A 23,928-nucleotide genomic window follows, 5' to 3' on the forward strand; every position below is an offset into this window, starting at 1 on the left:
CGGTAGCTACGTTCGGAACTGATAAGCGCTGAAAGCATCTAAGCGCGAAGCAGGCCTCGAGATGAGTTCTCACTAGACTTTTAAAGTCTCTGAAGGGCCGTTGAAGACTACAACGTTGATAGGCAAGATGTGGAAGCATAGTGATATGTTAAGCTAACTTGTACTAATTACCCGTGAGGCTTAACCATACAACGCCAAACGCGTTTTATGCGACAGTTTAAGCGAAGAAGTTAATATAACTAAAGTAGATTACTGAAGACTTTTTATTATCAGAAATTCCAAATTTTAGTAAGTTTGATTAAATCGAACTTACACCAAATTTGCTTGGTGACAATAGCGTTTTGGACCCACCTGACCCCATGCCGAACTCAGTAGTGAAACGAAACAGCGCCGATGATAGTGTAGCATTTGTTATGTGAAAGTAGGACATCGCCAGGCTCCAAATTAAAGAAACTCGTTACAGCGATGTGACGGGTTTTTTGTATTCTAAGCCGTCAGCTTTTAGTCGTACAGCGTCAACCTAGACACCGTAGCGTGGGTTGAGTATCTGACACCCACGGATAAAAGAACGCCACGAACTCCTCAGAGCGTAGTCATACAGGTTGCCCTTTTAACTCTCCCGCATTTTAATCTTGAAAAACCCGAAACCCGAAACCCGAAACCCGAAACCCGAAACCCGAAACCCGAAACCCGAAACCCGAAACCCGAAACCCGAAACTCGCACTTTTTATCAGACATAAGCAAACTCATTATAACACTTGCGTTTACTAGGCTATTTATGCGATAAACCATTTTTATTTATAATACAAATAGGCGGGGTTCACGTGGGTCGTAAAAAAACAACCAAATCAAAAGGCTCTTCAGGGCTCAATCGTAAAAACAGTGAAAGTTTTATTGCTAAGTTTAGTGCTCACCCTGATACTCAACTATGTGATTCAGGTTTAATGTATAAGGTTATTGATGAAGTGTCAGGCGAACGGGTAACTGACCTAGATACAGTTGTTATCAATCAACGTATTATGCTGGCAGATGGAAGTGTGATTGCAGACAGTTATAAAGCAGGCATGCCTGAAGTGTTTGCATTAGCTGAGGCAATTGAAGGGTTACGACAAGGCATTCTACTTATGTCGGTAGGATCTCGTTATGAATTTGTTATTCCAGCTGAACTGGCCTGGGGCCGTAAAGGTAATGGTGGTAAAATTGGGGCTAATGCGGTGCTGCATTTTGATGTTCGTTTGATACGTTTAGCCTAATAATTACTTAATTAGATCTGTGATTGAGCATTTACTCATCGATTGATTATCAAGCGTTCAGGTTAATTACATCCCCGGATAATTACTACTCATGTAAAGGATATTATGAAACCATTCTCTAGCCGTGTTTATTTATTGCGCCATGGAGAGCTTGCCGAGCAGGGAGTGTTGGCTGGACATACCGACTTTGCTTTAAGCGATATTGGAGTCGAGCAGCTAAATATTGCCTGTGCTGAACTTGTGAATATTGAGCGCATTATTAGCTCTACACTGAAGCGTTGCAGCGTATTTGCTACAGAGCTTGCCAATCGCCAACAAATTCCACTTATCCTAACGGATCAAATCAGAGAGTTTAACTTTGGCGACTGGGATGGTTGTAAATATGAATATTTATGGCAACAAACACATAGCCCAAGTATTGGTGATTTTTGGCAAGACCCATGGCATGTAACTCCACCCAGTGGAGAGTCTATGGCTGATTTCCATGAACGTGTTGCGACATGGTGGCAAACCCTATTAGTTGATATTGCTAAAACTGAGACTCAAGCGCAGTTGGTGATAACACATGCAGGAGTGATCAAGCAGCTGCTGGCTATAATTTGCCAGTTGCCTAAACAGTCTCAGCAGCAAGATATATTTTCTATCGGCTATGGCAAACTGGTTTGTATTGATATTTTTATTGATGAAAATGCTGTCTCGTGGCCAAAAATTGTATTCTAATCACCCCTATTGTAGCCGTCTAGAAAGATATTCATTGAAATATTTACTCACCTGCCCATAATAGGGCCTTATGTATTTTGGAATGAGGTGAAAGTCCTCAACTGTACCCGCAACTGTAAGTCACATGAGTGATAAGTCAGATACAAAATACGTTAATTTGAATCAATGAGCGGGTTAACTCTTCTATTATCACCATGAACATCATGGTTTGTAGTGCTGTGGGTTTGCTATCGCGAGAGAGAACAACACATTGCATACACCTGACGCAACAGCGCCTCCTTTACTAAAAGTCACTAACTTATCCTGGTCTGTAGCCAGTACTGCCATTTTGCAAGATATCGATTTTGCGATAAAAGCAGGACAATTTATAGGTCTGCTTGGCCCTAATGGTGCTGGAAAATCAAGTTTGTTGCGTTGCCTATATCGTTATAGCAAACCACAAAGTGGTGAGGTGCAATTTGCTGGGCGTAATATTTGGCAATTGAGCGCAGATGATTATGCCAAGCAAGTTGCCGTTGTACTGCAAGAGGCTCCCTCGCAATTTAATTTGTCAGTGTATGATGTTGTCAGTCTTGGCCTTACGCCACACAAAAGTTTATTTAGTGCTACCACAAAAGCAGATCAGCAAGTTGTTTTACAAGCGATAGAACAAGTGGGTTTAAGCCATCACTTAACACAAAATTTTGATTCACTCTCAGGGGGCGAAAAACAACGGGCATTAATTGCACGGTCAATTGTTCAAGGCCCTAAGTTATTAATAATGGATGAGCCAACCAGCCATTTAGATATCAAGTATCAAATCCAATTAATGGAACTTGCCAAGTCACTTAATCTGACCATTTTGGCGTCGTTTCATGATCTTAACCTTGCCGCAAGTATGTGTGATCAACTATTGGTACTTAAACAAGGCCAGTTAGTAGCATCAGGTACGCCAGAGCAAGTGATCACAGAAAAAATGCTCAGCGATGTATTTGGTGTCTGCGCTGAAGTATCGCAGCACCCGCAAAGCCAGCAATTACAGAAAGCGATTCCGCGTATTACCTATTTTTATGGTTATCAGGCGGGAGTGAATAATGGCAAGTAAGCACACTTTGGCAGTTATTGCGGCGCTGATAATAGCTGTTGTGAGTATTTTTGTGGCGTTGAGCTTTGGGGCTGCGCCGAGTAAGTTTATTGATGTATACCACAGTATTAGTGGCCAAGGACATGACTCGTTTATTGAACGGATCATCTGGCAATTACGCATGCCACGCACGTTACTCGCTTTTTTAGCTGGTTCGGGTTTAGCAATTGCGGGGTTAATTTTGCAAACCGTCACCCGCAACCCCTTAGCTGACCCTTATTTATTCGGCATCTCATCAGGTGCATCATTTGGGGTGGTGTGTTTTATTACAATCACAGGCGTAAGTGCTGGGATTACTATGTCTGCGGCCGCTTTTGTTGGCAGCTTAGTTACTATGCTATTACTGGTTTTTATTGCCGGACGTACTGGGCGCGGGCAAGTTGAAACCATGCTCTTGGCAGGGGTTGCTTTATCCTTTTTATTCAGCGCGTTTACCAGTTTGCTGTTGTATTTTAGTGATCCACAGGCGATCACGGCTATTTTGTTTTGGACTCTAGGCAGCTTTGCTCGCGCTCAGTGGACTACGCTCTGGCTACCTGCTTTAGTGATTTTAAGTTGTACAGCTGTAATGATGGGCTTTCGCCGTCAGCTCAATGCCATGTTACTAGGTGATGAAAGTGCCGTGACACTCGGTATCCCAGTGCAACGGTTTCGACTGTTAATGCTGATACTCAGCTCATTGATCACCGCAGTATTGGTAGCCATGTGTGGCGGCATTGGCTTTGTTGGTTTGATGATCCCGCATATTGTGCGCTTTTTTGTCTCTCAAGGTACGCCTAGTGGCTTAATGATGACTGCACTCGTTGGCGGCACATTTATGGTATGGGTCGATGTGTTATCGCGTATTTTGTTAGCGAATCAAGAGTTACCTATTGGGGTGATCACTTCTGCAATCGGCAGCGTGTTCTTTTTATCGTTACTTTATTTTCGCAAGCGAGAGAGTTAGTCAGATGTTTAATATACCTACAGTCACCAATCAATATAGCAACTTAATTGTGGATAAGATTAATCATAAAACCAAACCCCTTGGCGCACTAGGGAAATTGGAGCAATGTGCCAAACAATTGGTTACTTTATTTAGCCAAAACGTGGCTGACGAAGACGCCTTTAAAACATTTACTCCTAGTATCACTAAGCCTACTTTGTTGGTTTTTGCAGGGGATCATGGTGTGGCAGCACAAGGTGTATCGATAGCGCCAAGTGATGTAACTTCACAAATGGTTGCTAATTTTGTCAGCGGTGGTGCCGCTATTAATGTATTTTGCCAACAACTTGGCTGGCAATTAGAAGTGGTTGATTGTGGCATTTTGCATCCAGTCACAGCACCGAGTGTGCACAACTGCCGTTTAGGTAGCATCACTAAGCCATTAAATACTGAGATGGCGATGAATACTATGCAGGTTCAGCAAGGTTTTGATAACGCTAAGCAGCTTATACAGCAGCTTAGCCATAATGGCTGTAATACCATTGCCTTTGGCGAAATGGGCATAGGTAACACCACCAGTGCTGCAGCACTTATGGCAGCCATGCTTGATTTACCGGCGCAGCAGTGTGTAGGCAAAGGTACTGGAGTGAGCGATGATATTGTTAAGCGCAAAATAACGGTCGTAGAGCAGGCGCTGGCATTACATAAATCACAATTTGCCGATGCTATCACTTTGCTTGCTGCGTTAGGCGGTTTTGAAATTGTACATATTACCGGTGCTATGCTTGCTGCCGCTGAGCAGGGCATGGCGGTAGTCGTTGATGGCTTTATTTGTAGCGCCGCCGCTATGGTTGCTATCGCGATTAACCCAGCCGTGAAAGATTATTTAATTTTTGCGCATTGCTCAAACGAGCAAGGGCATCGACTGATGTTAGACGCGCTAAATGTTACGCCACTGCTGCAACTTGATTTACGTTTAGGTGAAGGCACGGGCGCGGCGTTGAGCCTTCCGCTATTGCAAGCCGCACTTGGTTTTTATAATCAGATGGCCAGCTTTGCTGATGCCGGTGTTGAGCAGGTTGTAAGTTGATGCAGCCAAGCTCTGTGCAAAACACGGTAACGCAAGGGCAGCTGCTGTTACTAGCAATTAGTTTTTTAACCCGTGTACCAGTGCCACTAAACTTTACAGTAACGGGCGCTCATTTAAATCAAGCAAGCCGCTACTTTGCCTTAGTAGGGTTATTACTTGGCGTACTATTAGCACTGCTATATAGTATTTTTCAGCTGTTATTACCTCCTTCAATTAGTGTATTACTAATGATGGCTGTGGGGTTATTATTAACTGGTGCTTTCCACGAAGATGGGTGGGCTGATGTATGGGATGGTTTCGGCGGTGGTTGGCAGGTAGAGCAGAAGCTTGCCATTATGAAAGACAGTCGTCTTGGCACCTATGGTGCGGCAGCATTATTTATCATACTGCTAGTGAAATTTCAAAGTCTCCTTTTTCTCAGTGGCTCATTATTAAATGTGCTAAGTGCAATAGTGATTGGGCAATGCCTAAGCCGTGCAATCGCAACTAGCTTAATATTCAGTATGAATTATGTAAGCGCTGATGCCACTGCAAAAGTAAAACCACTCGCGATGCATTTATCCGTCACTAGTTTAGCTATTTTGCTGTTAACAGCTGGCTTTGTACTGAGCTGTTTAATTGTATTTGGTGTATTGCTATGGCAAACCGCCATAGTGATGATCGTTGTGTTATTGATACTCAGACAGCTCTTAATTTACTGGTTTAAGCAGCAATTAGGTGGCTACACCGGCGATTGTTTAGGTGCGGCGCAGCAGCTAAGTGAAGTGACTATTTACCTTACTTTAGTGAGTCTATTATGAGCCGTAACTACACATTGATTTTGGGCGGCGCGCGCAGTGGTAAAAGTCGTTTTGCTGAACAGTTAGCGCTAAATAGTAATAAAGCGGTTATTTACCTCGCCACAGGGCAAGCCCATGATAGTGAAATGCAAGCACGTATTGCCCATCATCAACAACAGCGCCCCACCGATTGGCCGTTGGTTGAAGAGCCAATAACATTAGCCGATGCGCTACAAACATACAGTACTAAAGACAACTGTATTTTAGTTGATTGCTTAACCTTGTGGCTCAGTAACTGTTTATGCCATGCCAGAGCTGACTGCTGGAATGAGCAAAAAGCAGCGCTGTTAGCGGCCCTTGAACACTTACCTGGGCAAGTTATTTTTGTCAGCAATGAAGTGGGCCACGGTATTGTGCCGCTTGGTGAATTAAGTCGTGAGTTTGTGGATGAATCGGGTTGGTTGCATCAAGCCATTGCAGCTAACGCAGAGCGTGTTGAATTTATAATGGCAGGTCTTGCCTTAACATTAAAAGAGCAATCATGATGAAAACATTAATGGTGCAGGGCACAACATCAGACGCCGGTAAAAGCACCTTAGTGGCGGCGCTATGTCGGGTGTTTGTCGAGCAAGGCATTAAAGTTGCGCCATTCAAACCACAAAATATGGCTTTAAATAGCGCTGTAACCGAAGATGGCGGCGAGATTGGTCGTGCGCAAGCATTACAAGCAATTGCCGCTAAAGTAGCGTCACGGGTTGATTTTAACCCTATTTTACTCAAACCAAACAGTGATACTGGCGCACAAGTTATTATTCATGGTAAAGCAATTAGCAATATGGAAGCACAGGCCTATCACGATTATAAAAAAGTTGCGATGGATGCGGTGCTTACTTCACAGCAGCGTTTAAGTGAAGAGTTTGAGTTGTTAGTGGTTGAAGGGGCGGGCAGTCCCGCTGAAATCAATCTGCGTGCCGGTGATATTGCCAACATGGGTTACGCTGAAGCGGTTGATTGCCCTGTTATTATTATTGCCGATATCGACAAAGGCGGTGTGTTTGCGCATCTGGTCGGTACTCTTGCATTGTTAAGCGAGTCAGAACAAGCACGAGTAAAAGGCTTTGTGATCAACCGTTTTCGTGGCGATATAGGCTTATTGCAAGGTGGCCTTGATTGGCTTGAAGAGTACACCGCTAAACCTGTATTAGGTGTATTACCTTATTTGCATGATCTCGCCCTAGATGCCGAAGATGCGGTCGCGATAGATAACCAAGTCAGCCAAGCGAAAATTAAAATAGCCATTTTACTGTTGCCACATATTAGTAATCATACTGATTTTGATGCACTGCGATTAAACCCACACATTGATACTAATTACGTACGCCATACCCAAGCAATTCCAGATGTTGATCTTATTATTATCCCTGGTAGCAAAAATGTGATCAGTGATTTGACCTTTTTAAACAATGAAGGCTGGGGTGAACAAATTAAGCGCCACCTACGTTACGGCGGTAAACTACTCGGTATTTGTGGTGGGTTGCAAATGCTGGGAACCGATATTTTTGACCCTGATGGAGTTGAATCCAAGCAAACTCAATGTAAAGGCTTAGGTTTTGCTGATCTTGTTACTCATCTCGGGCAGCAAAAAGTACTAACCCAAGCCGAGGGAGTGATCACTTTACAGGGCCAGCAAGCCAAAGTGAGCGGTTATGAAATTCATGCCGGTAGCAGCCAAGGCCCCGCATTGGAACAGCCATTTTTAAAATTTACGCAACATCCTAATAATGTTGCGCAAGACGGTTTTATATCAAAAGATAATTGTATAGCAGGTACTTACTTACATGGCTTGTTTGATAGCAGCGCAGCCACGCAATTGATACTCGATTGGGTATTGCCAAATAGTGGGATTAGTCAATTAATCGATATCGACACGCACCGCGAACAGCAATTAACACGGCTAGCAACAATGTGTAAAGAACATTTAGATCTAGACAAAATCACACAAATTTACCAGAACTGGGAAGGAGTTAAACATGAGCGATAAAAATAACGATAAACACCAACAACGCCAACAAAAAGTAAAAGATAAAGTGGATGAACGTATCGCTGCTGCACAAACTGAAAAGGGGGTTTTTCAGGTTATCACCGGTAATGGTAAAGGTAAATCAACCTCTGGCTTTGGTACGGTAACTCGCTGTGTAGGCCATGGTATGAAAGCCGCTGTATGCCAGTTTATTAAAGGAACTTGGCCTTGTGGGGAGCGCAACATCTTGCAAGGCGCAGGCGTTGAATTTGCAATTATGAACACAGGTTTTACCTGGGAGACACAAAATAAAGAATCAGATACTGCCGCTGCTCAAACGACGTGGCAAGAAGCGAAACGCATGCTAGCTGATGAATCAATTAACTTAGTATTACTAGATGAAATAACTTACATGATCACCTACGGGTATATAGATTTAGACGAAGCGCTAGATGTTATTGCTAATCGTCCGCCAATGCAGTCTGTGATTGTAACAGGGCGCGGTGCACACCGTAAGTTAACTGATTTAGCTGATACCGTAAGTGAAGTACGTAATGTTAAGCATGCGTTTGATGCGGGCGTTAAAGCGCAAATAGGGTTTGACTACTAATGGTTAAGTTTAGGTTTATACTCGTTTTATCGCTGGCTTTGTGCTGCTTTAAGCTCGTGGCTGATCCTAAAAAACAGCAATTAAGGATCGTTGCACTTGCTCCACATATTGTTGAAAACCTCTATACCATCGGTGCAGGGGAGCAAATCGTTGGCACTGTTGAATATGCTGATTTTCCTGATGCTGCAAACGATATTGTCCGTATTGGTGGTCATCAAGGTATCCAGCTTGAGAAGCTATTAGCACTTAAACCAGACTTAGTGTTAGCTTGGAAAACTGGCAGCAAAGCGGAAGATTTAGCCCGTATAGAAGACTTTGGTATTGAGATTTCATACAGTGATGCCAGTGATGTAAATAAAGTGCCAACTGAACTGCGCCGTTTAGGTACACTCACAGGGCGAGAGCAAGCGGCTGAGCAAGCGGCAGTTGAATTTGAAAATAAAATTGCAGTCATTAAAGCCAAATATAGCGACAAGAGCACTGTTGCGGTGTTTTATCAATTGTGGCCAGAGCCGATGATGACGGTAGGGAAAAATACTTGGATCAATCAATTAATTGATATTTGCCAAGGGCGTAATGTATTTGCAAACAGCCGCACGGATTACCCGCAGATCAGCATTGAAAATGTGGTAGTAGCCAAGCCAGAAGTAATAATATTACCAGATGAAAAATCACAGCAGCAACAAGCGGTGATTGATTGGTCGCCATGGCCTGAAGTGCCAGCGGTAAAAAATAGCCAATTTTTGCATGTAAATGCCGATTTATTACATCGTTTTACTATGCGAATGCTGGATGGGCTTGATGATATGTGCATGAAAATTGATGCTTCGCGCGCCGTAATTAAGGAGCCACAATGAGCAATTGGCAAGACTTTTTAAACATCGAATGTGCAAAACCTTATATGCAGCAGACGCTTGATACAGTTACGCAAAAGCGTAGTCAGGGTATTGCTGTATATCCAGCACAATCGCAGGTGTTTAGCGCATTTGAAGCAACACCGCTGGAGAACATAAAAGTAGTGATCCTCGGGCAAGACCCTTATCACGGCGAAGGGCAAGCGCATGGTTTGTGTTTTTCAGTATTGCCAGAAGTCGCTAAACTACCGCCGTCATTAAAGAATATTTATAAAGAGCTGGCTACAGATATTGCAGGCTTTAGTATCCCTGAGCATGGTTACTTACAACGCTGGGCAGAGCAGGGCGTATTCTTACTCAATACAGTGCTGACTGTTGAGCAAGGCCAAGCACATTCACACAAGCACTTAGGTTGGGAGCAGTTTACTGATCAGGTGATTGCCCATATTAATCAACACTGTGAAGGTGTGGTGTTTATTTTATGGGGGGCGCACGCACAAAAGAAAGGTAAAGGTATTGATAGCTCAAGGCATCATGTTTTAAATGGCCCACACCCGTCGCCGCTGTCTGCGCATCGTGGCTTTTTTGGTTGTCAGCACTTTTCCAAAACTAATCAGCTACTAACGCAGCAAGGTAAGAGTGCGATTGATTGGCAAGTTTAACAATCGTAGGCGGGGTTTATCCCGCGCAGATTTGAGGCTTTGTCGCGATGTAAAATCGCTGCTACACAAATTGTAATTCAATGCATGTAGGTGAGCCTGCGAAAAATGTAGCTCATTTAATAAAAAACAAAGGCCCTTACAGCTAAGTAAGGGCCTTTTAGTTGGTTAGTTTTACTGCGCTGTGTAAATTAAAAATCTAATTCATCAATCGCAATATTGTCTGCAAAAAAATCTAATTCCTGTAGTTCTTTACGTAAACGATGCTTATCTTTTAAAGCTTCGATTTCGCGCCATTTTCTCTTTTTATTCTTCTGAGAGGTCTTTCTTGTTGTATCAGGACCTTCTAATATTTCTAAAATATCGTCTAGGCTATCCATGAACTTCTCCTATTGAATTTTTGAACCTCGGAAATACCTATACCACAGGCCAAACTAAAATAGAATAAAAAAGTGACGGTTATGTTACAGATAAGTGATAAATTAATGAATTGGGATTATTTTTTGGCATAAAAAAACGCCGTAAAAACGGCGTTTAATTTAATCAATGAAAGCGATTACATTGCTTTAAAACGTGCTTCTAGTTGTTCTTGGGCATCAGCAAATGAGCGAATACCTTCGGCTAGTTTTTCAGTCGCCATAGCGTCTTGATTGTGCAACCAGCGGAACTGTGCTTCAGTTAAAGGAGCTGGTTTTGGCTCTTTAGCAATATCACTTTCAAGTAAGTATTCTTGCGCACCTTCAAGGTTGCCTAAGTCTTCTAAAAGGTTAGGGCTGATCGTTAGCTTGTCACAACCAGTTAAGGCAATGATTTCACCGGTATTTCGGAAGCTTGCGCCCATAACCACGGTTTTATAATCATGGCGTTTGTAAAATTCAAAAATACTGCGTACAGATTGCACACCAGGATCTTGTAATGGATCGGTTGGTTTTTCCATACCGTTGGCTACGTGCCAATCTAAAATACGGCCAACAAATGGTGAGATTAAAAATACGTTAGCATCGGCACAAGCACGGGCTTGGGCATCACTAAATAGCAAGGTTAAGTTACATTTAGTGCCTTCTTTTTCTAGTTGCTCAGCAGCTTTAATACCTTCCCATGTTGAAGCAACCTTGATTAAGATTTTATCTTTGCTTACGCCTTCTTTCTCGTACAGGCTTAACAAGGTATGGGCTTTATTGATTGTTGCTTGTGTATCAAACGATAAACGTGCATCAACTTCGGTAGAAATATAGCCAGGTACAATCTCGCTTATCTCTTTACCTAGTAATACCGCAAAGTAATCACAGGCCAATTCTAATTGCTTAGCAGGGTCTTGCTCGGTTTCTTTAGCGTAACTCCACGCTTTATCTAAATATGGCTTGTAGGCTTCAATTTCGCTGGCTTTTAAGAGCAATGAAGGGTTAGTTGTTGCATCTTCCGGTTGGTGTTTTTTAATCGCTTCAATATCACCAGTGTCAGCCACGATAGATGAATGTTGTTTGAGCCTTTGTAGAGCTGAAGTCATTTGCTTTCCTCATTCCAAGCAAGTTAAAAGAAAAATCTACTGTAACTACCTTATACTGCAGCACTGTGACAGTGCTTTATAGGTCTTATGTCCGTATCAGTAAAGAACGAAGGTGCATTGCTTAATCTGCGATGCGAATAAGGTAGGTATCATACCAATCAATGCTGGCAGATTGATATAAACAAAACGTGCTTTTCGTTCCATTTAATGTTGAAATTGACATTAAATAATTTCCAAGTCAATAGCTAACTATGATCACTGTTATTTCACCTGCAAAAAATTTAGATTACGAGAGCCAAGCAAGTACCGATAAATTCACGCAACCTGAGTTACTTGAACACAGCGAAGAGTTAATGGCTGTATGTCGCGAGTTAACACCAGCACAAATTAGCAGTTTAATGAAAATTAGCGATAAGCTTGCAGGCCTTAATGCTGCGCGCTTTAGTGAATGGTCGCAGCCGTTTACAACAGATAACGCTAAACAAGCTGTGATGGCCTTTAATGGCGATGTATATGGCGGTTTAGATGCCAACAACTTAACTGCTGGGCAACTTGATTATGCACAAAGCCACTTACGTATTTTGTCAGGTTTGTATGGGTTATTAAAACCACTAGATTTAATGCAAGCGTATCGCTTAGAAATGGGCACAAAGCTCGATAATAGTCGTGGTAAAAACCTGTATGAGTTTTGGGGCAGTATTATTGCAGACAAACTTAATACTGTACTTGCAGAGCAAGATAGCAAATATTTAGTTAACCTAGCGTCAAACGAATATTTTAAAGCGGTTGATAAAAAAACCTTAAACGCGCAAATCATTACTCCGCACTTTAAAGACTGCAAAAATGGTCAATATAAAATTATCAGCTTTTACGCGAAAAAAGCCCGCGGCTTGATGGCTCGCTACATTATTGAGAATAAAGTTACCCAATTAAGCGATTTAAAAAAGTTTACTGTTGATGGTTACTACTATAGCAGTGAAGCAAGCCAAAAAGAGCTTGAGCCGGTATTTTTGCGTGATGAGCAAAACTAATTTCTACCAGCATTAAACGCTTAAAAAGCCATGCATTGCATGGCTTTTTAGTTTTGGCGCTGATTTTGCACGAACCTGATCCTATATGTAGAACAATCAGGGTTTAATAATGTTAAAAATACCTTCTATCAGTGAAGCTGAAAAATTAATAGAAGAAAAACTCGGTGGTTGGTTTGATGTTGTCATAAGCCATATCCCTAACTTCATTGTGGCAGTGATGATTGCCATTGTATTTTCCATCCTAGCGCGTTTTTTAGGTTCGATGATGCGTAATTTATTGCGCCGCTCTTTGGATTCCAAACAAATCGCTGATTTAATGGCCTCAATATTTAAGGTGCTGATACTGTGTGTGGGTTTATTTATCGCACTCGATTTTATGGGGCTAAAAGGCACAGTAACCTCACTGCTTGCAGGTGCCGGTATTGTGGGGCTAGCGATTGGTTTTGCCTTTCAGGATATGACCGAAAACCTTATAGCAGGTATTGCCATGGGTATTCGAAAGCCTTTTAAAACCGGCGATGTGATTAAAACCGATGATGTATTTGGTACTGTTAAGTCAATAAATTTGCGTAATACGCTGGTTGAGAACTTCTATGGACAATTAATTTTAGTGCCTAACAAAATACTGTTTCGCAATGTATTACGTAATTACAGCACCTTAGGTGTGCGCCGCATTGAAGTGCCAGTAGGAATTTCATACGCAGATGATCCAGAGCAGGCAGCCGAAGTGATCGTTAAAAAAATTAATGAATTTGATTTTGTCATTAAACAAGAGGAAACGGCCGTTTATGCCGACAGTTTTGGCGACAGCAGTGTCAATTTGCTGGTGTGGTTTTGGATCAAATACCCCGGCGAAGCTGATTTTATGACGGTCCGCCATAAAGCAATCGTGGCCGTTAAGCAGGCGCTTAATGACGCTGATATTAGCATTCCATTCCCAATTCGCACGCTTGACTTTGCTATTAAAGGCGGTGAAAAACTCGATGCGATGATCAGTGATAAACAACAGCAGACAGAGCAATAGACTGCTTTATTTAATAACTAACCTGAACTGTGGTGAACTATCAGCAGGTAAAAGTTACCTGCTGATAGGTCTGATTTACATAACGGTGTTAGATAATCATGAAGGCTTTAATAACTTTATGGATAATTAACTGCAACTTTTTAAAGACAGTTAGCACTAATAGGGTAAGATTGCTAAATTCTCGTTTATTAATCTATAAGGAAATTACGATGAAAAAGCTCATCGCAACGTGCACGCTATCATTATTAATATTAACCAACACCAGTTATGCAAAAGAGCAGCAAATAAGCTCAGTTGAAAGAATGTTTGCAGTAATGGGCATGGATAAGCAGATGACTGGCGGTTTTGAAGCCATGTTGCCAGTCATTGAGCAAATGGCATCACAGTTACAATTGGATGATGCGGCGAAAGAGGAGCTGAAAAATATTTATCGAGATTGGTTTAAATACGACTTTGACCAACAAGCAATTTTAACTAAATTGGTTGCAGTGTACTCAGAAAGTTTTACTGATAAAGAAATTCATGAGTTAATCGCATTTTATGAAACACCTACAGGGCAAAAATTTCTCGCTAAATCACCGCAACTAATGCAGATCGGTGCACAACTTGGTATGCAAGAAGGTCAGTTAAAACAAGCTCTACTGCTTGAAAGGCTACAACCTTTCTTAGCAAAGCATCAAGGTAAGTAAGAAACTACCGCCGTGATTGCGGCTGCTTTTTAAGCACTTATTAGACACAGCTTCAAACACACGCTAGTGTCTAGTAAGTGATAATAAAGCAGGCTTTAGTAATGGCTAGTCAAACACAGGGTACTGAACAGCCCGAAAATCCATGTATTCGCCACTGCTGTTTAGATGATAATGATATATGTCTTGGTTGCTTTAGAACACTCGCTGACATTTTAGCGTGGCATAGTGCTACTTTAGAGCAAAAACAGCAGATCCTTAATGAATGTCAAAATCGCAAAAGCGCTAAGCAAAAATAACCACTGCGTAGAACATCTTTGAGTCTGAAAAAGCGATTCCAAACTTCAATCTAATTAGCACGATTTAAGCAGCACCACTTACTCTCATAACGTAATCAATTGTATTTTGATTGCATACGTATTCAATTTTTATTCTGTTAGAACCATTCTATTGTTAATCGCTTGTAAATATAAAAGCACCTAAATGACAACATAATGGAAAACACAATGAAAATTAAAAAAATAGCAACCACGATAGGGCTAAGCGTTGGCCTAAGTACTGCATCGATTGCAAATGCTGCCCCCACCACATTCGTCCATTTATTTGAATGGAATTGGCAAGATGTCGCCCTAGAATGTGAACAATACCTAGGACCTAAAGGCTATGCCGCGGTTCAGGTATCGCCTCCTAATGAACATATCCAAGGCAGTCAATGGTGGACGCGTTATCAACCTGTCAGTTACCTGTTACAAAGCCGAGGCGGTAGCCGTGAGCAGTTTATTGATATGGTTAATCGTTGTGATGCCGCTGGCGTTGATATTTATGTAGATACCTTGATCAATCATATGGCGGCAGGCAGTGGAACAGGCACCGCTGGTAATACCTATGGTAATAAACAATACCCAATTTATAGCCCACAAGACTTTCATGCTAGTTGCACTATTAATGGCTCTGATTATGGAAACGATCGTTACCGAGTACAAAACTGTGAGCTAGTCGGCTTGGCCGACTTAGACACAGCTGCAACGTATGTTCAAAACACATTAGCGGCTTACATTAATGAATTACAAGCCATTGGTGTTAAGGGATTTCGGTTTGATGCAGCTAAACACGTTGCTGCCAGCGATATTCAAAGTTTAATGGCGAAAATAAATGGTTCGCCAGTAGTGTTTCAAGAAGTGATAGATCAAGGTGGCGAAGCAGTAACAGCTTCAGAATACTTAGCCACTGGTTTAGTCACTGAGTTTAAATACAGCACAGAGCTTGGCAATACCTTTAGAAATGGCTCGCTTGCATGGTTAAGTAATTTTGGTGAAGGCTGGGGATTTATGCCAAGTGCATCAGCTGTGGTATTTGTAGATAATCACGATAATCAACGTGGTCATGGTGGCGCTGGCAATGTAATTACCTTTGCCGATGGCCGTTTGTACGACTTAGCAAATGTATTTATGTTGGCTTACCCGTATGGTTATCCAAAAGTAATGTCTAGTTATGACTTTCATGGTGATACAGATGCCGGTGGCCCTAGCGTGCCAGTGCATAACAATGGGAACTTAGAATGCTTTGCAAGTAATTGGCAATGTGAACATCGTTGGTCATACATTGCCGGTGGCGTAGATTTTAGAAATAACACGACAGATAACTGGGCCACAACTAATTGGTGGGATAATACACATAACCAAATTGCGTTTGGTAGAGGAAGTTCAGGCCATGTCGCAATTAATAAAGAAGATTCAACACTTAATGCTACAGTACAAACAGATATGGCTCCAGGGCAGTACTGCAATGTGTTAAAGGGAGAATTAGCGAATGATGCAACAAGTTGTACTGGTGAAGTTATAACGGTTAATGCAAATGGCACTATTAACTTAAATGTAGCAGCGTGGGATGCAATGGCTATTCATAAAAATGCCAAAATAACCACAAGTACAACTCCAGATCCTACCAGTGATTGGCAACGCACCGTGGTATTTATTAAAGCGCAAACGCAAAGTGGCCAAGATATGTTTATCCGCGGCGGGATTGACCATGTTTATGCAAATACAAATCTTGGCCGTAACTGCCAAACAAGTAATTTTGCATGTGCGATGCCAATTCGCCACAATAATTTAAAAAATGCCACTACCAGTCCTTGGAAAGCAAACGACAACTACCTAGATTGGTACGGTGCTGAAAGTGGCCAAAGTAGTGAAGCGCAAGGCACGGCAACCGATTGGACCACTAATATTTGGCCCGCAGCTTGGGGAGCAGAAAAAACCGTTGCTAACGATGGCTTTGGTGTTACACCGCTAAATATTTGGGGAGAGCATTATTGGCTGCTCGATGTTGATATGGATTGCAGCAAAGCGGTTAATGGCTGGTTTGAAGTAAAAGCCTTTATTAAAAATGGCCAAGGTTGGGAAGGGGATATAACTCAAGAAAACGCTCCTTACGCCACTACTAATCATCTGGCGCAATGCGGCAAAATTAATATGTTCGAGTTTAATAATTCAACGGTAGAAATACGCAATTTCTAATTTTATTACAGATAAATCCCAGCTAAACCATAAGTATGCGTTTAGCTGGGATTTTACTTTGTAAGTCATGTTCTGGATATTTGCGTTTTCTGTGTTTTAAGTACACCTAAGTTGAACCATCAGAAAATCAGTTGCTTTAACTCTTTAATCTTTCACCTGCATTTTATTTTCTATTATGGCGATACCTTGAGTATTTTCTAAAAACTTTTGTGCCAACGCGCGTTCAAAGCCGGTTTCTGCTTGGCCGTATAAGGCTACTTTGTTGCCATCAACGTGGACTTGCAGTTGTGATAAGTTGAGGTTTGGATTGCTGCGCAGTTTATTAACAAGTGTTTGCTGTAGCGTTGGTTGAGGGGAAACGCTACTGATCATAATTGTGCTGGTGGCTGCACTGACTTGTGTTGCACAGGCGAGTAAAAATACACAGCAAAGTGATACCAAAGATATGGTTAATTTAAAGCGGTTCATGTTTCCCTCACAACGTTTATTGTATTTGCTTAGTAAATAGTAATCCTACTCTCTCAAAAACTGTTCCAATAACAAGTTATTGAAATTAAAAGTTATTAATTTTATAAAAACATGCAGCTGAGAATTTTTTACATTCCACTGGGTAAAAAAGTAAGGTGCTATGCAATCTGCTGCTTCGGAGTCACAGTCGATTACTAAGATTGGGGCTGTTGTGAAGCTTATCAGAGGTATCTCAATGAATTGGCTGGTATGAAAGGTTTAAAAGTTATTAGTATAAGGCAGCACAAAAACTAAAAAGCCGAGCTTAGGTAGTTGCTCGGCTTTGTTAATTATCCAAAATTTAGGTTAATTACTGTTATTTTTTCTTTTTGACTTTCGTTTTTGCTTTTTTACGGGCTTTTATTTTAGCCGGATCTTTAAGCTTTTTGATCGGTAATTTAGCTTCTTTATGTTGTGGCTCAAGACCTTTGATAACACGACGTTTCAGCTTTTGCTCTGTGTAACGCTCAACTTTGGCAACAATTGCAATATCGTGGGCTTCCACTAATGAAATCGCGATGCCTTTTTTACCGGCGCGGCCAGTACGGCCAATACGATGCACATACACATCTGCGGTACGCGGCATATCAAAGTTAATTACATGGCTGATGTCTGCAACATCAATACCACGGGCGGCAACATCGGTTGCGACTAAAATTTTAGTACGACCAGAATGGAAGTTTTCCATCGCTTTCATGCGCTTGTCTTGCGGCATTTCACCACGCAGCCATGCAGCTTTAACACCGTTGTTAGTTAACTCACCAATTAAGGTTTCAAGGCGCTCACGGGTTTTTACAAACACAATCGCTTTGCTAACATCTGGGCCATTCAGGGTATTAACCAGTAATTCCAGTTTATGATGGTAGTCATCAGCCAAATGGATCCACTGGTGAATTTTAGCTTTTTCTTTACGTGATGACTCAGCTTCAAGCAGTGCAGGGTCATTTAATATTTGTTCTGCAAAACGTTCAACACTGTCGCCTTCAAGAGTGGCTGAGAACAAAAAGCATTGGCGACGGTTTTTAGCTTCTTCACAAATGCGCATCATTTCTTTACGAAAGCCCATGTCTAGCATGCGGTCGGCTTCGTCTAAAATAAGCATTTCGACATTTTCTGCGTGGAAGTTTTCGGTTTCTAGGTATTCCATTAACCGCCCTGGTGTGGCAATTAAAATGTCGTTATTTTTTTCAAAAATTTCTTTGTGCGTACCATAGTTAATACCGCCGGTTACGACACCAATTTTAAGGTGCGTGCCTTTAGCAAGTAGTTCACACTGTTCATGAATTTGATAAGCTAACTCGCGCGTTGGGGTCATTATTAACACGCGGGCAAAACCAGGTTCACGACGCGGAAAATCAAGTAAGTATTGAATCGCTGGGATCAAAAATGCCGCTGTTTTACCTGTACCGGTTGGTGCAGAGGCTAAAATATCACGCCCTTGCAGCGCTTCAGGAATTGCTTGTTGTTGAATGCTGGTAGGGGTTTCATAACCCATTTTAGCAACGGCTTGTAGTAGCTTGTTATCAATATCAAAATCAGAAAATTGCATAGAGTGTCAAAAATAGAGGACAATTGCCGTTAATTATACGCGCTATCCGCCAGTTGGTGAATGAAAAGGTGAAAAAATGTCAGGCTTTGTGTTTAAACAATTTAAAGTAGCGCAAACTCGCAGCGCGATGAAAGTCTCAACGGATGGCATTTTACTGGGGGCATGGGCTGACTTAGCCACTGCACAGCGGTTGCTTGATATTGGCACGGGAACTGGCTTATTGGCACTTATGTGCAAGCAACGTAAGTCCAGTATGGCCGTTAGCGCCGTTGAAATTGATGGCAATGCATGTGCTGATGCACAGCAAAATTTTGCTAATAGCCCATGGCCAGATATTAGGTTGATGCAAAAAGCTATTCAGCAAGTAACCAGTGAGGTTAAATTTGATGTGCTGATCAGCAACCCACCGTATTTTAACGCCAGTTTAAAAGGGGAGGACTTAGCCCGTAATACCGCACGTCATACAGATAGCTTAAGTTTTAGTGAGTTACTCAGCGCATTTAAAAATTTGAGTCATCAAAATAGTTTTTTTAATGTTATTTTGCCGTGTCCTGAGGCGCAGTTATTTATCGCTCAAGCACAACGACAAGGGCTGCATTTAGTGCGTCATTGTTTGGTGAACACGACGAAAGCAAAAGTGCCAAGTCGCAGCTTAATGTGTTTTGCTTATCAGGCAGAGCCATGCGAGCAAACTAGTTTAACGATTCATGCTGAAGGTGGGCAATATAGCGATGAGTATATTGCCCTATGTAAGGATTTTTATTTAAAGATGTAGTTACTAGGCTATAACGTTGGGTTACAGTCTTGTTTTGATGCGATTAACGATCGTTTAACTGCTGGCTTATTTCGCTAAAAATACTGGCATCATCAATGGTTGATGGGATCTGCAGTTCATCCCCATCAATGAGCTGACGGAGGTTTTTACGTAAAATTTTACCTGAGCGTGTTTTTGGTAAACGTTCAACACTGACGATATTTTTTAAACAGGCGATAGCACCAATTTGATTACGAACGGCGAGGATCAATTGTTGCTCAACGTCAGTGGGGTTACCAATAAAATCGTTTTTTAATACGATCATCGCCATTGGCAATTGCCCTTTGAGTGAGTCATTTACGCCAAATACAGCACACTCTGCTACTGCGGGATGGGCGGCCACAATCTCTTCCATTTCACCGGTTGAAAGCCGATGACCTGCCACATTGATCACATCGTCGGTTCTACCCATAATAAACAGGTAACCGTCGTCATCTAAGTAACCGCCGTCACCCGTTAAATAATACCCAGGATATTCGCTTAAATAGCCTGCTTTATAGCGTTTTGTGTTTTGCCAAATAGTTGGTAAACACCCAGGTGGTAATGGCAATTTGATCACTACCGCGCCTTGTTCGTTTGCTGCACATTGGCTGCCATCGACATTTAGAATTTGCACATCAAAACCTGGAGTGGGGACAGTTGCACTACCGGGCTTTGTATTTAGTTGCTCAATGCCGATAGGGTTGCATGCAATTGCCCAGCCTGTTTCTGTTTGCCACCAATGGTCAAGCACAGGTAACTGAGTGTGTTCGGTTAACCATGCATAGGTTGCGGGATCTAACCGCTCACCAGCTAAAAATAATCGTTTTAAACTCGTGGTATCGTACTTTTTAAAGCCCTCAGCGGTGGGATCTTCTTTTTTGATCGCTCTAAAAGCGGTTGGCGCACTGAATAAAGCGTTTACTTGATACTCTTCAACTACTCGCCAAAATGCGCTGGCATCAGGTGTGCGTACGGGTTTTCCTTCATAAAGTACTGTGGTGCATCGAAACATTAATGGCGCATAGACAATATAAGAATGGCCCACCACCCAGCCAATATCAGACGCTGCCCAAAATACTTCTCCAGGTTGCATGCCATAGACTGTTTCCATACTGTAATGCATAGCAACAGCATGGCCTGCGTTTTCGCGTATTACGCCTTTTGGCGTGCCGGTTGTGCCTGATGTATATAGAATATAAAGCGGGTGATCACCTGCAACGGGAACTACATCGGCGGGTTCAGCTGTTTGCATAGCCTGCTCCCAATCGATGTCCGTAGCATTGAGCTTTGCTGTAATATGTTTGCGTTGATAAATAATACTGTGCGCAATTTTATGCTCGGCAAGCTTTATTGCATTATCAATAAGTGGTTTGTAAGCAATGACTGAATTCACCTCAACCCCACATGAGGCACTGAGGATTAATTTGGGTTTAGCATCATCAATGCGTACCGCTAATTCATGGGCGGCAAATCCACCAAATACCACAGAATGAATCGCTCCTAAGCGAGCGCATGCCAACATACCAATAACAGCCTGCGGGATCATTGGCATATAAATGACGACACGATCCCCTTTTACAACACCTAATGATTGCATTACACCGGCAAATTTAGCGACTTCTTGTTGGAGTTGTAAATAGCTATATGTGCACTTACTGTCAGTGACGGGGGAATCATAAATTAGCGCTGTTTGCTCACCAAACCCAGCTGCAACATGTTGGTCTAATGCCAGATAACAGCTATTGAGCTGGCTATCTGCATACCAATGATAAAGGCCGTCATTATCTTGTGTGTAAGCGTGTTGCGGGGCTTTGAACCAAGGGATGCGTTTTGCTTGTGTTAACCAAAATTCGCCTGGATCGTGAATAAACGACTGATATTGTTGTTGATAGTTGCCTTGCATAGCAGGATCCTGTGTATAAATGTGTGAGAGACCCTACAAAATGTAAGCCCTTTTCTATAAACCCGATATGCGACCATAGTCTGTTAGCTGTAATATTCACAGGGTTAAATACTACTGCCGTTAGCTGACATTCTCAGGCTTTATACTACGCTTTTAAAGCAGCTATATATTAGGAGAACAATAATGACAGTTTCAGCAATTCCAAAGGGGTATCATGCAATTACTCCTTACTTGATAATTAACGGTGCAGCAAAAGCAATAGACTATTACTGCAAGGTATTTAACGCGCAGCTTATTATGCAAATGCCTTTACCTGATGGTGGTATTGCCCATGCGGAGATTAAAATTGGTGATTCGCATATTATGCTTTCAGATATGTGCCCCGAAGTGCATTTTAAAAGCCCCGATGAGCTGGGCGGCACACCGGTTAGTTTAATGCTGTACGTTGCGGATGTGGATGCTGTATTTGCTCAAGCAATTGCAGAAGGTGCAACAGAAGTTCGCCCAGTGCACGACCAATTTTACGGTGATCGAGCAGGCACTTTACAAGACCCATTTGGCCATGTTTGGACAATCGGCACTCATAAGGAAGATCTCAACGATGATGAAATTAGTCAACGTATGGCCGATTTAATTAGCAAAGAAGAAGACGCATAAATTATTAACACGCATAAATTATGGGGCTCATATCTGATCTTACAGGTTTGAAAAATAGGTTTATATTTCATCTGACAGACAGCTATGAGCGATATATAGTCATTCAGGAGAGTTGTCATTAGCTTAGCAATAATAAGAGGAAGCTTTCCCCTTTGTCACATATTTAAATAAGCTACAGTAGGTATAATATATATAGCTGTCAATAATTTACAGTATTTGCTATTAATATAAGTTCATAAAACAAGGACGTTTTCACGCTAAAATAGAGAAAGTGTCCTCTGATAAAGTTGTTAGCCATAAATAGGATTTAGCATGAAAGCAAGGTTTCTACCTCCTAGAGAAAACTACTCTGGTAACTTACTTTGGAATAAAGAAAGTTTTTTGAGTAAGAAAGATGAAATAGATAAATCACTTAATAAGTTAAGAGAAATGGGATATTGGGCGAGTCCCTTTCCTGAAGGAGATGGTGTCACCTTTAATATTTATGATAAAAAAATAATTAGAAATAATGAACAGATGCTAGATGATTTTGTTTTATCTTTCGATTGGGTAGATATTGAAAAAGGGGTTTCATCTGATTCAAATAGTGAATTAGCAGACTTAGAAAGTGATGATCGTATGTTAAAGTGTATTGTAGTAGTTCCTTTGGATAAAATTTACATTCAAAAAACAATTCACCTAGATAAATACACTTTTGTCTGTAGAAAAGAATTTGACGAAGAACCTTACGAACGATTTGGAAATTTTGACTGTGAATACGTTCAATTTGAAGTTGAGCTAAATTATAAAGATTTGCTAAGACTCGATAAAACAATGGATCACAATGATTACGTTATAAATAAATGTTTAGCTCTCGCTGAACATGCATTAGATATCGTAAGATATTCTCATAGTTCTTTTAAAGTTAAAGAGTTCACTCCTAATCCAGCTGGTCAAATGAACAATGGTTTTTATTCAGTAAATATTATTCCCATGGAACAAACCCACATGAAAGCATTCGAATTAAGTGGGATTTCAAGGCCTATTTCTGTAAGTAATAATTGGCTTGGCCCTCAAGTGGATGGCTTCTATGTCCCTGGTGTGCAATACCTCTCTTTTATATATAGCAATGATATCAATAATGAAATTGCACAAGCCGTAATTTCAGCTTTGAGATCATGCCGTCAATCATTTTATTCAATTGGGGCTGAGTCGCAATTTTTGAACTTGGTCTTTACGCTAGATGGACTAACTGATCCTGCTGGTAATGGATGGAAGCATAGAACTTTTATTGCTGCATTATTATCTAAAGGCTCTGTAAATGTGTTTGCAAGAAAGCTAGAGAAATACGATTCATTATACACAGATGTCAGAAATAAACTGGTGCACGAGGGGAAGGACTTTTATGAACTGAATGTGGATCCTGATGACTGCTGTGAGGAGATGTTTACCTACATAAAAGATGTAATTGAGTTAATTGCTGATAAAGTTTTTAATCATAGAAATGAAATGGAAACTTATGCCATAGCCTTACTGAGAGATCCTGCTTATGTCGCTAATTATACTGCAGTAATTAATCGCGTATCGACAGCTCGGGGGAAAAGGCCACATATACCTACGTGGTAAATGGCTAGAAAGGCATTTAAAATAAACTAAAACAATGGGTTATACGCAGTATGAGCTACTATTTTAGTCCGTTTAATGCGGCGTTACTAATGACCGCTCATGGCGCTTTGCCGA

At 41.5% G+C, this 23,928-nt stretch carries 24 protein-coding genes, 2 rRNA genes and 1 riboswitch; of the genes, 21 read left to right on the forward strand and 5 right to left on the reverse strand.

Annotated elements, in window-relative coordinates:
* The 13 genes from A7968_RS09460 to ung all read left to right on the forward strand — a co-directional run.
* Window positions 1-188: ribosomal RNA gene (locus A7968_RS09460) — 23S ribosomal RNA — on the forward strand; the annotation flags it as partial.
* A gap of 135 nt (window positions 189-323) precedes the next feature.
* Window positions 324-438, forward strand: a 5S ribosomal RNA gene (gene rrf / locus A7968_RS09465).
* A 386-nt stretch (window positions 439-824) separates the two neighbouring features.
* A complete protein-coding gene (locus A7968_RS09470) occupies window positions 825-1,253 on the forward strand; it encodes an FKBP-type peptidyl-prolyl cis-trans isomerase (protein ID WP_064666343.1) in 429 nt (142 codons plus the stop codon).
* A 105-nt stretch (window positions 1,254-1,358) separates the two neighbouring features.
* Entirely contained in the window at window positions 1,359-1,973 is a 615-nt protein-coding gene (locus tag A7968_RS09475; RefSeq protein ID WP_064666344.1) for a histidine phosphatase family protein, read from the forward strand.
* A gap of 41 nt (window positions 1,974-2,014) precedes the next feature.
* A riboswitch (cobalamin riboswitch) is annotated at window positions 2,015-2,139 on the forward strand.
* An 84-nt stretch (window positions 2,140-2,223) separates the two neighbouring features.
* Window positions 2,224-3,057 (forward strand): ABC transporter ATP-binding protein, encoded by an 834-nt coding sequence (locus A7968_RS09480; RefSeq protein ID WP_064666345.1) that lies wholly within the window; start codon window positions 2,224-2,226, stop codon window positions 3,055-3,057.
* Entirely contained in the window at window positions 3,047-4,042 is a 996-nt protein-coding gene (locus A7968_RS09485) for a FecCD family ABC transporter permease (protein WP_193330380.1), read from the forward strand. The genes A7968_RS09480 and A7968_RS09485 overlap by 11 nt, the downstream gene beginning before the upstream one ends.
* Window positions 4,043-4,046: 4 nt before the next feature.
* Complete coding sequence (gene cobT / locus A7968_RS09490) at window positions 4,047-5,111, forward strand: nicotinate-nucleotide--dimethylbenzimidazole phosphoribosyltransferase (protein WP_064666347.1); 1,065 nt, start codon at window positions 4,047-4,049, stop codon at window positions 5,109-5,111.
* A complete protein-coding gene (locus tag A7968_RS09495; protein ID WP_064666348.1) occupies window positions 5,111-5,911 on the forward strand; it encodes an adenosylcobinamide-GDP ribazoletransferase in 801 nt (266 codons plus the stop codon). The genes cobT and A7968_RS09495 overlap by 1 nt, the downstream gene beginning before the upstream one ends.
* A complete protein-coding gene (cobU, locus tag A7968_RS09500) occupies window positions 5,908-6,435 on the forward strand; it encodes a bifunctional adenosylcobinamide kinase/adenosylcobinamide-phosphate guanylyltransferase (protein ID WP_064666349.1) in 528 nt (175 codons plus the stop codon). Before A7968_RS09495 ends, cobU begins: the two co-directional genes overlap by 4 nt.
* Window positions 6,435-7,931 (forward strand): cobyric acid synthase, encoded by a 1,497-nt coding sequence (locus A7968_RS09505; RefSeq protein ID WP_064666350.1) that lies wholly within the window; start codon window positions 6,435-6,437, stop codon window positions 7,929-7,931. Before cobU ends, A7968_RS09505 begins: the two co-directional genes overlap by 1 nt.
* Complete coding sequence (gene cobO, locus A7968_RS09510) at window positions 7,921-8,520, forward strand: cob(I)yrinic acid a,c-diamide adenosyltransferase (RefSeq protein WP_064666351.1); 600 nt, start codon at window positions 7,921-7,923, stop codon at window positions 8,518-8,520. The genes A7968_RS09505 and cobO overlap by 11 nt, the downstream gene beginning before the upstream one ends.
* The gene (locus tag A7968_RS09515) at window positions 8,520-9,377 is read left to right on the forward strand and encodes a cobalamin-binding protein (RefSeq protein ID WP_064666352.1); all 858 of its coding nucleotides are present in this window, start codon (window positions 8,520-8,522) and stop codon (window positions 9,375-9,377) included. Before cobO ends, A7968_RS09515 begins: the two co-directional genes overlap by 1 nt.
* Window positions 9,374-10,036, forward strand: a complete 663-nt coding sequence (gene ung, locus A7968_RS09520) for a uracil-DNA glycosylase (RefSeq protein ID WP_064666353.1) — start codon at window positions 9,374-9,376, stop codon at window positions 10,034-10,036. Before A7968_RS09515 ends, ung begins: the two co-directional genes overlap by 4 nt.
* A gap of 188 nt (window positions 10,037-10,224) precedes the next feature.
* Here ung and A7968_RS09525 read toward each other — a convergent pair whose 3' ends face one another.
* A complete protein-coding gene (locus A7968_RS09525) occupies window positions 10,225-10,413 on the reverse strand; it encodes a DUF3545 family protein (protein WP_064666354.1) in 189 nt (62 codons plus the stop codon).
* Between the two features lie 176 nt (window positions 10,414-10,589).
* A complete protein-coding gene (gene tal / locus A7968_RS09530) occupies window positions 10,590-11,540 on the reverse strand; it encodes a transaldolase (RefSeq protein WP_064666355.1) in 951 nt (316 codons plus the stop codon).
* 251 nt (window positions 11,541-11,791) lie between these two features.
* On the opposite strand from tal, the gene yaaA reads away from it, so the two are divergent.
* The 5 genes from yaaA to A7968_RS09555 all read left to right on the forward strand — a co-directional run bounded on the left by yaaA (window position 11,792) and on the right by A7968_RS09555 (window position 16,797).
* Window positions 11,792-12,571, forward strand: coding sequence for a peroxide stress protein YaaA (yaaA, locus tag A7968_RS09535; protein WP_064666356.1), 780 nt, complete (start codon window positions 11,792-11,794; stop codon window positions 12,569-12,571).
* A gap of 109 nt (window positions 12,572-12,680) precedes the next feature.
* Window positions 12,681-13,595 carry a mechanosensitive ion channel family protein gene (locus A7968_RS09540; protein ID WP_064666357.1) on the forward strand — a complete coding sequence of 305 codons (915 nt, stop codon included), beginning with the start codon at window positions 12,681-12,683 and terminating at the stop codon, window positions 13,593-13,595.
* A 209-nt stretch (window positions 13,596-13,804) separates the two neighbouring features.
* Window positions 13,805-14,284 (forward strand): DUF2059 domain-containing protein, encoded by a 480-nt coding sequence (locus A7968_RS09545; RefSeq protein ID WP_064666358.1) that lies wholly within the window; start codon window positions 13,805-13,807, stop codon window positions 14,282-14,284.
* Window positions 14,285-14,385: 101 nt separating this feature from the next.
* Complete coding sequence (locus A7968_RS09550; protein ID WP_064666359.1) at window positions 14,386-14,580, forward strand: DUF1289 domain-containing protein; 195 nt, start codon at window positions 14,386-14,388, stop codon at window positions 14,578-14,580.
* 207 nt (window positions 14,581-14,787) lie between these two features.
* Window positions 14,788-16,797 carry an alpha-amylase gene (locus A7968_RS09555; RefSeq protein WP_084448127.1) on the forward strand — a complete coding sequence of 670 codons (2,010 nt, stop codon included), beginning with the start codon at window positions 14,788-14,790 and terminating at the stop codon, window positions 16,795-16,797.
* A gap of 144 nt (window positions 16,798-16,941) precedes the next feature.
* On the opposite strand, the gene A7968_RS09560 is transcribed toward A7968_RS09555, so the two are convergent.
* Both A7968_RS09560 and srmB read right to left on the reverse strand, forming a co-directional pair.
* Complete coding sequence (locus tag A7968_RS09560) at window positions 16,942-17,265, reverse strand: BON domain-containing protein (protein ID WP_064666360.1); 324 nt, start codon at window positions 17,263-17,265, stop codon at window positions 16,942-16,944.
* Window positions 17,266-17,620: 355 nt separating this feature from the next.
* Window positions 17,621-18,853 carry an ATP-dependent RNA helicase SrmB gene (gene srmB / locus A7968_RS09565; protein ID WP_064666361.1) on the reverse strand — a complete coding sequence of 411 codons (1,233 nt, stop codon included), beginning with the start codon at window positions 18,851-18,853 and terminating at the stop codon, window positions 17,621-17,623.
* A 76-nt stretch (window positions 18,854-18,929) separates the two neighbouring features.
* On the opposite strand from srmB, the gene A7968_RS09570 reads away from it, so the two are divergent.
* A complete protein-coding gene (locus A7968_RS09570) occupies window positions 18,930-19,628 on the forward strand; it encodes a tRNA1(Val) (adenine(37)-N6)-methyltransferase (protein ID WP_064666362.1) in 699 nt (232 codons plus the stop codon).
* Between the two features lie 43 nt (window positions 19,629-19,671).
* Here the strand turns inward: A7968_RS09570 and A7968_RS09575 are convergent, their stop codons facing one another.
* A complete protein-coding gene (locus A7968_RS09575) occupies window positions 19,672-21,552 on the reverse strand; it encodes an AMP-binding protein (RefSeq protein ID WP_064666363.1) in 1,881 nt (626 codons plus the stop codon).
* A gap of 183 nt (window positions 21,553-21,735) precedes the next feature.
* Here A7968_RS09575 and A7968_RS09580 point away from each other — a divergent pair, with 183 nt between their 5' ends.
* Both A7968_RS09580 and A7968_RS09585 read left to right on the forward strand, forming a co-directional pair.
* The gene (locus tag A7968_RS09580) at window positions 21,736-22,209 is read left to right on the forward strand and encodes a VOC family protein (protein WP_064666364.1); all 474 of its coding nucleotides are present in this window, start codon (window positions 21,736-21,738) and stop codon (window positions 22,207-22,209) included.
* Window positions 22,210-22,521: 312 nt separating this feature from the next.
* Complete coding sequence (locus A7968_RS09585) at window positions 22,522-23,814, forward strand: hypothetical protein (RefSeq protein ID WP_064666365.1); 1,293 nt, start codon at window positions 22,522-22,524, stop codon at window positions 23,812-23,814.
* Window positions 23,815-23,928: the final 114 nt, after the last annotated feature.

The organism is Pseudoalteromonas prydzensis (assembly GCF_001661495.1).
In the GTDB taxonomy this organism is placed as follows: Bacteria; Pseudomonadota; Gammaproteobacteria; order Enterobacterales; family Alteromonadaceae; genus Pseudoalteromonas; species Pseudoalteromonas prydzensis.

Excerpts from the sequence above, each read along its gene's own strand:
- cobU (WP_064666349.1), top strand. The coding sequence starts at position 5,908 with ATGAGCCGTAACTACACATTGATTTTGGGCGGCGCGCGCAGTGGTAAA.
- A7968_RS09485 (WP_193330380.1), top strand. The coding sequence starts at position 3,047 with ATGGCAAGTAAGCACACTTTGGCAGTTATTGCGGCGCTGATAATAGCT.
- A7968_RS09475 (WP_064666344.1), top strand. The coding sequence starts at position 1,359 with ATGAAACCATTCTCTAGCCGTGTTTATTTATTGCGCCATGGAGAGCTT.
- A7968_RS09540 (WP_064666357.1), top strand. The coding sequence starts at position 12,681 with ATGTTAAAAATACCTTCTATCAGTGAAGCTGAAAAATTAATAGAAGAA.
- A7968_RS09495 (WP_064666348.1), top strand. The coding sequence starts at position 5,111 with ATGCAGCCAAGCTCTGTGCAAAACACGGTAACGCAAGGGCAGCTGCTG.
- A7968_RS09585 (WP_064666365.1), top strand. The coding sequence starts at position 22,522 with ATGAAAGCAAGGTTTCTACCTCCTAGAGAAAACTACTCTGGTAACTTA.
- yaaA (WP_064666356.1), top strand. The coding sequence starts at position 11,792 with ATGATCACTGTTATTTCACCTGCAAAAAATTTAGATTACGAGAGCCAA.
- A7968_RS09550 (WP_064666359.1), top strand. The coding sequence starts at position 14,386 with ATGGCTAGTCAAACACAGGGTACTGAACAGCCCGAAAATCCATGTATT.
- cobT (WP_064666347.1), top strand. The coding sequence starts at position 4,047 with ATGTTTAATATACCTACAGTCACCAATCAATATAGCAACTTAATTGTG.
- A7968_RS09570 (WP_064666362.1), top strand. The coding sequence starts at position 18,930 with ATGTCAGGCTTTGTGTTTAAACAATTTAAAGTAGCGCAAACTCGCAGC.
- tal (WP_064666355.1), bottom strand. The coding sequence starts at position 11,540 with ATGACTTCAGCTCTACAAAGGCTCAAACAACATTCATCTATCGTGGCT.
- A7968_RS09560 (WP_064666360.1), bottom strand. The coding sequence starts at position 17,265 with ATGAACCGCTTTAAATTAACCATATCTTTGGTATCACTTTGCTGTGTA.
- A7968_RS09515 (WP_064666352.1), top strand. The coding sequence starts at position 8,520 with ATGGTTAAGTTTAGGTTTATACTCGTTTTATCGCTGGCTTTGTGCTGC.
- srmB (WP_064666361.1), bottom strand. The coding sequence starts at position 18,853 with ATGCAATTTTCTGATTTTGATATTGATAACAAGCTACTACAAGCCGTT.
- A7968_RS09580 (WP_064666364.1), top strand. The coding sequence starts at position 21,736 with ATGACAGTTTCAGCAATTCCAAAGGGGTATCATGCAATTACTCCTTAC.
- A7968_RS09575 (WP_064666363.1), bottom strand. The coding sequence starts at position 21,552 with ATGCAAGGCAACTATCAACAACAATATCAGTCGTTTATTCACGATCCA.
- A7968_RS09545 (WP_064666358.1), top strand. The coding sequence starts at position 13,805 with ATGAAAAAGCTCATCGCAACGTGCACGCTATCATTATTAATATTAACC.
- cobO (WP_064666351.1), top strand. The coding sequence starts at position 7,921 with ATGAGCGATAAAAATAACGATAAACACCAACAACGCCAACAAAAAGTA.
- A7968_RS09505 (WP_064666350.1), top strand. The coding sequence starts at position 6,435 with ATGAAAACATTAATGGTGCAGGGCACAACATCAGACGCCGGTAAAAGC.
- A7968_RS09525 (WP_064666354.1), bottom strand. The coding sequence starts at position 10,413 with ATGGATAGCCTAGACGATATTTTAGAAATATTAGAAGGTCCTGATACA.
- A7968_RS09555 (WP_084448127.1), top strand. The coding sequence starts at position 14,788 with ATGAAAATTAAAAAAATAGCAACCACGATAGGGCTAAGCGTTGGCCTA.
- ung (WP_064666353.1), top strand. The coding sequence starts at position 9,374 with ATGAGCAATTGGCAAGACTTTTTAAACATCGAATGTGCAAAACCTTAT.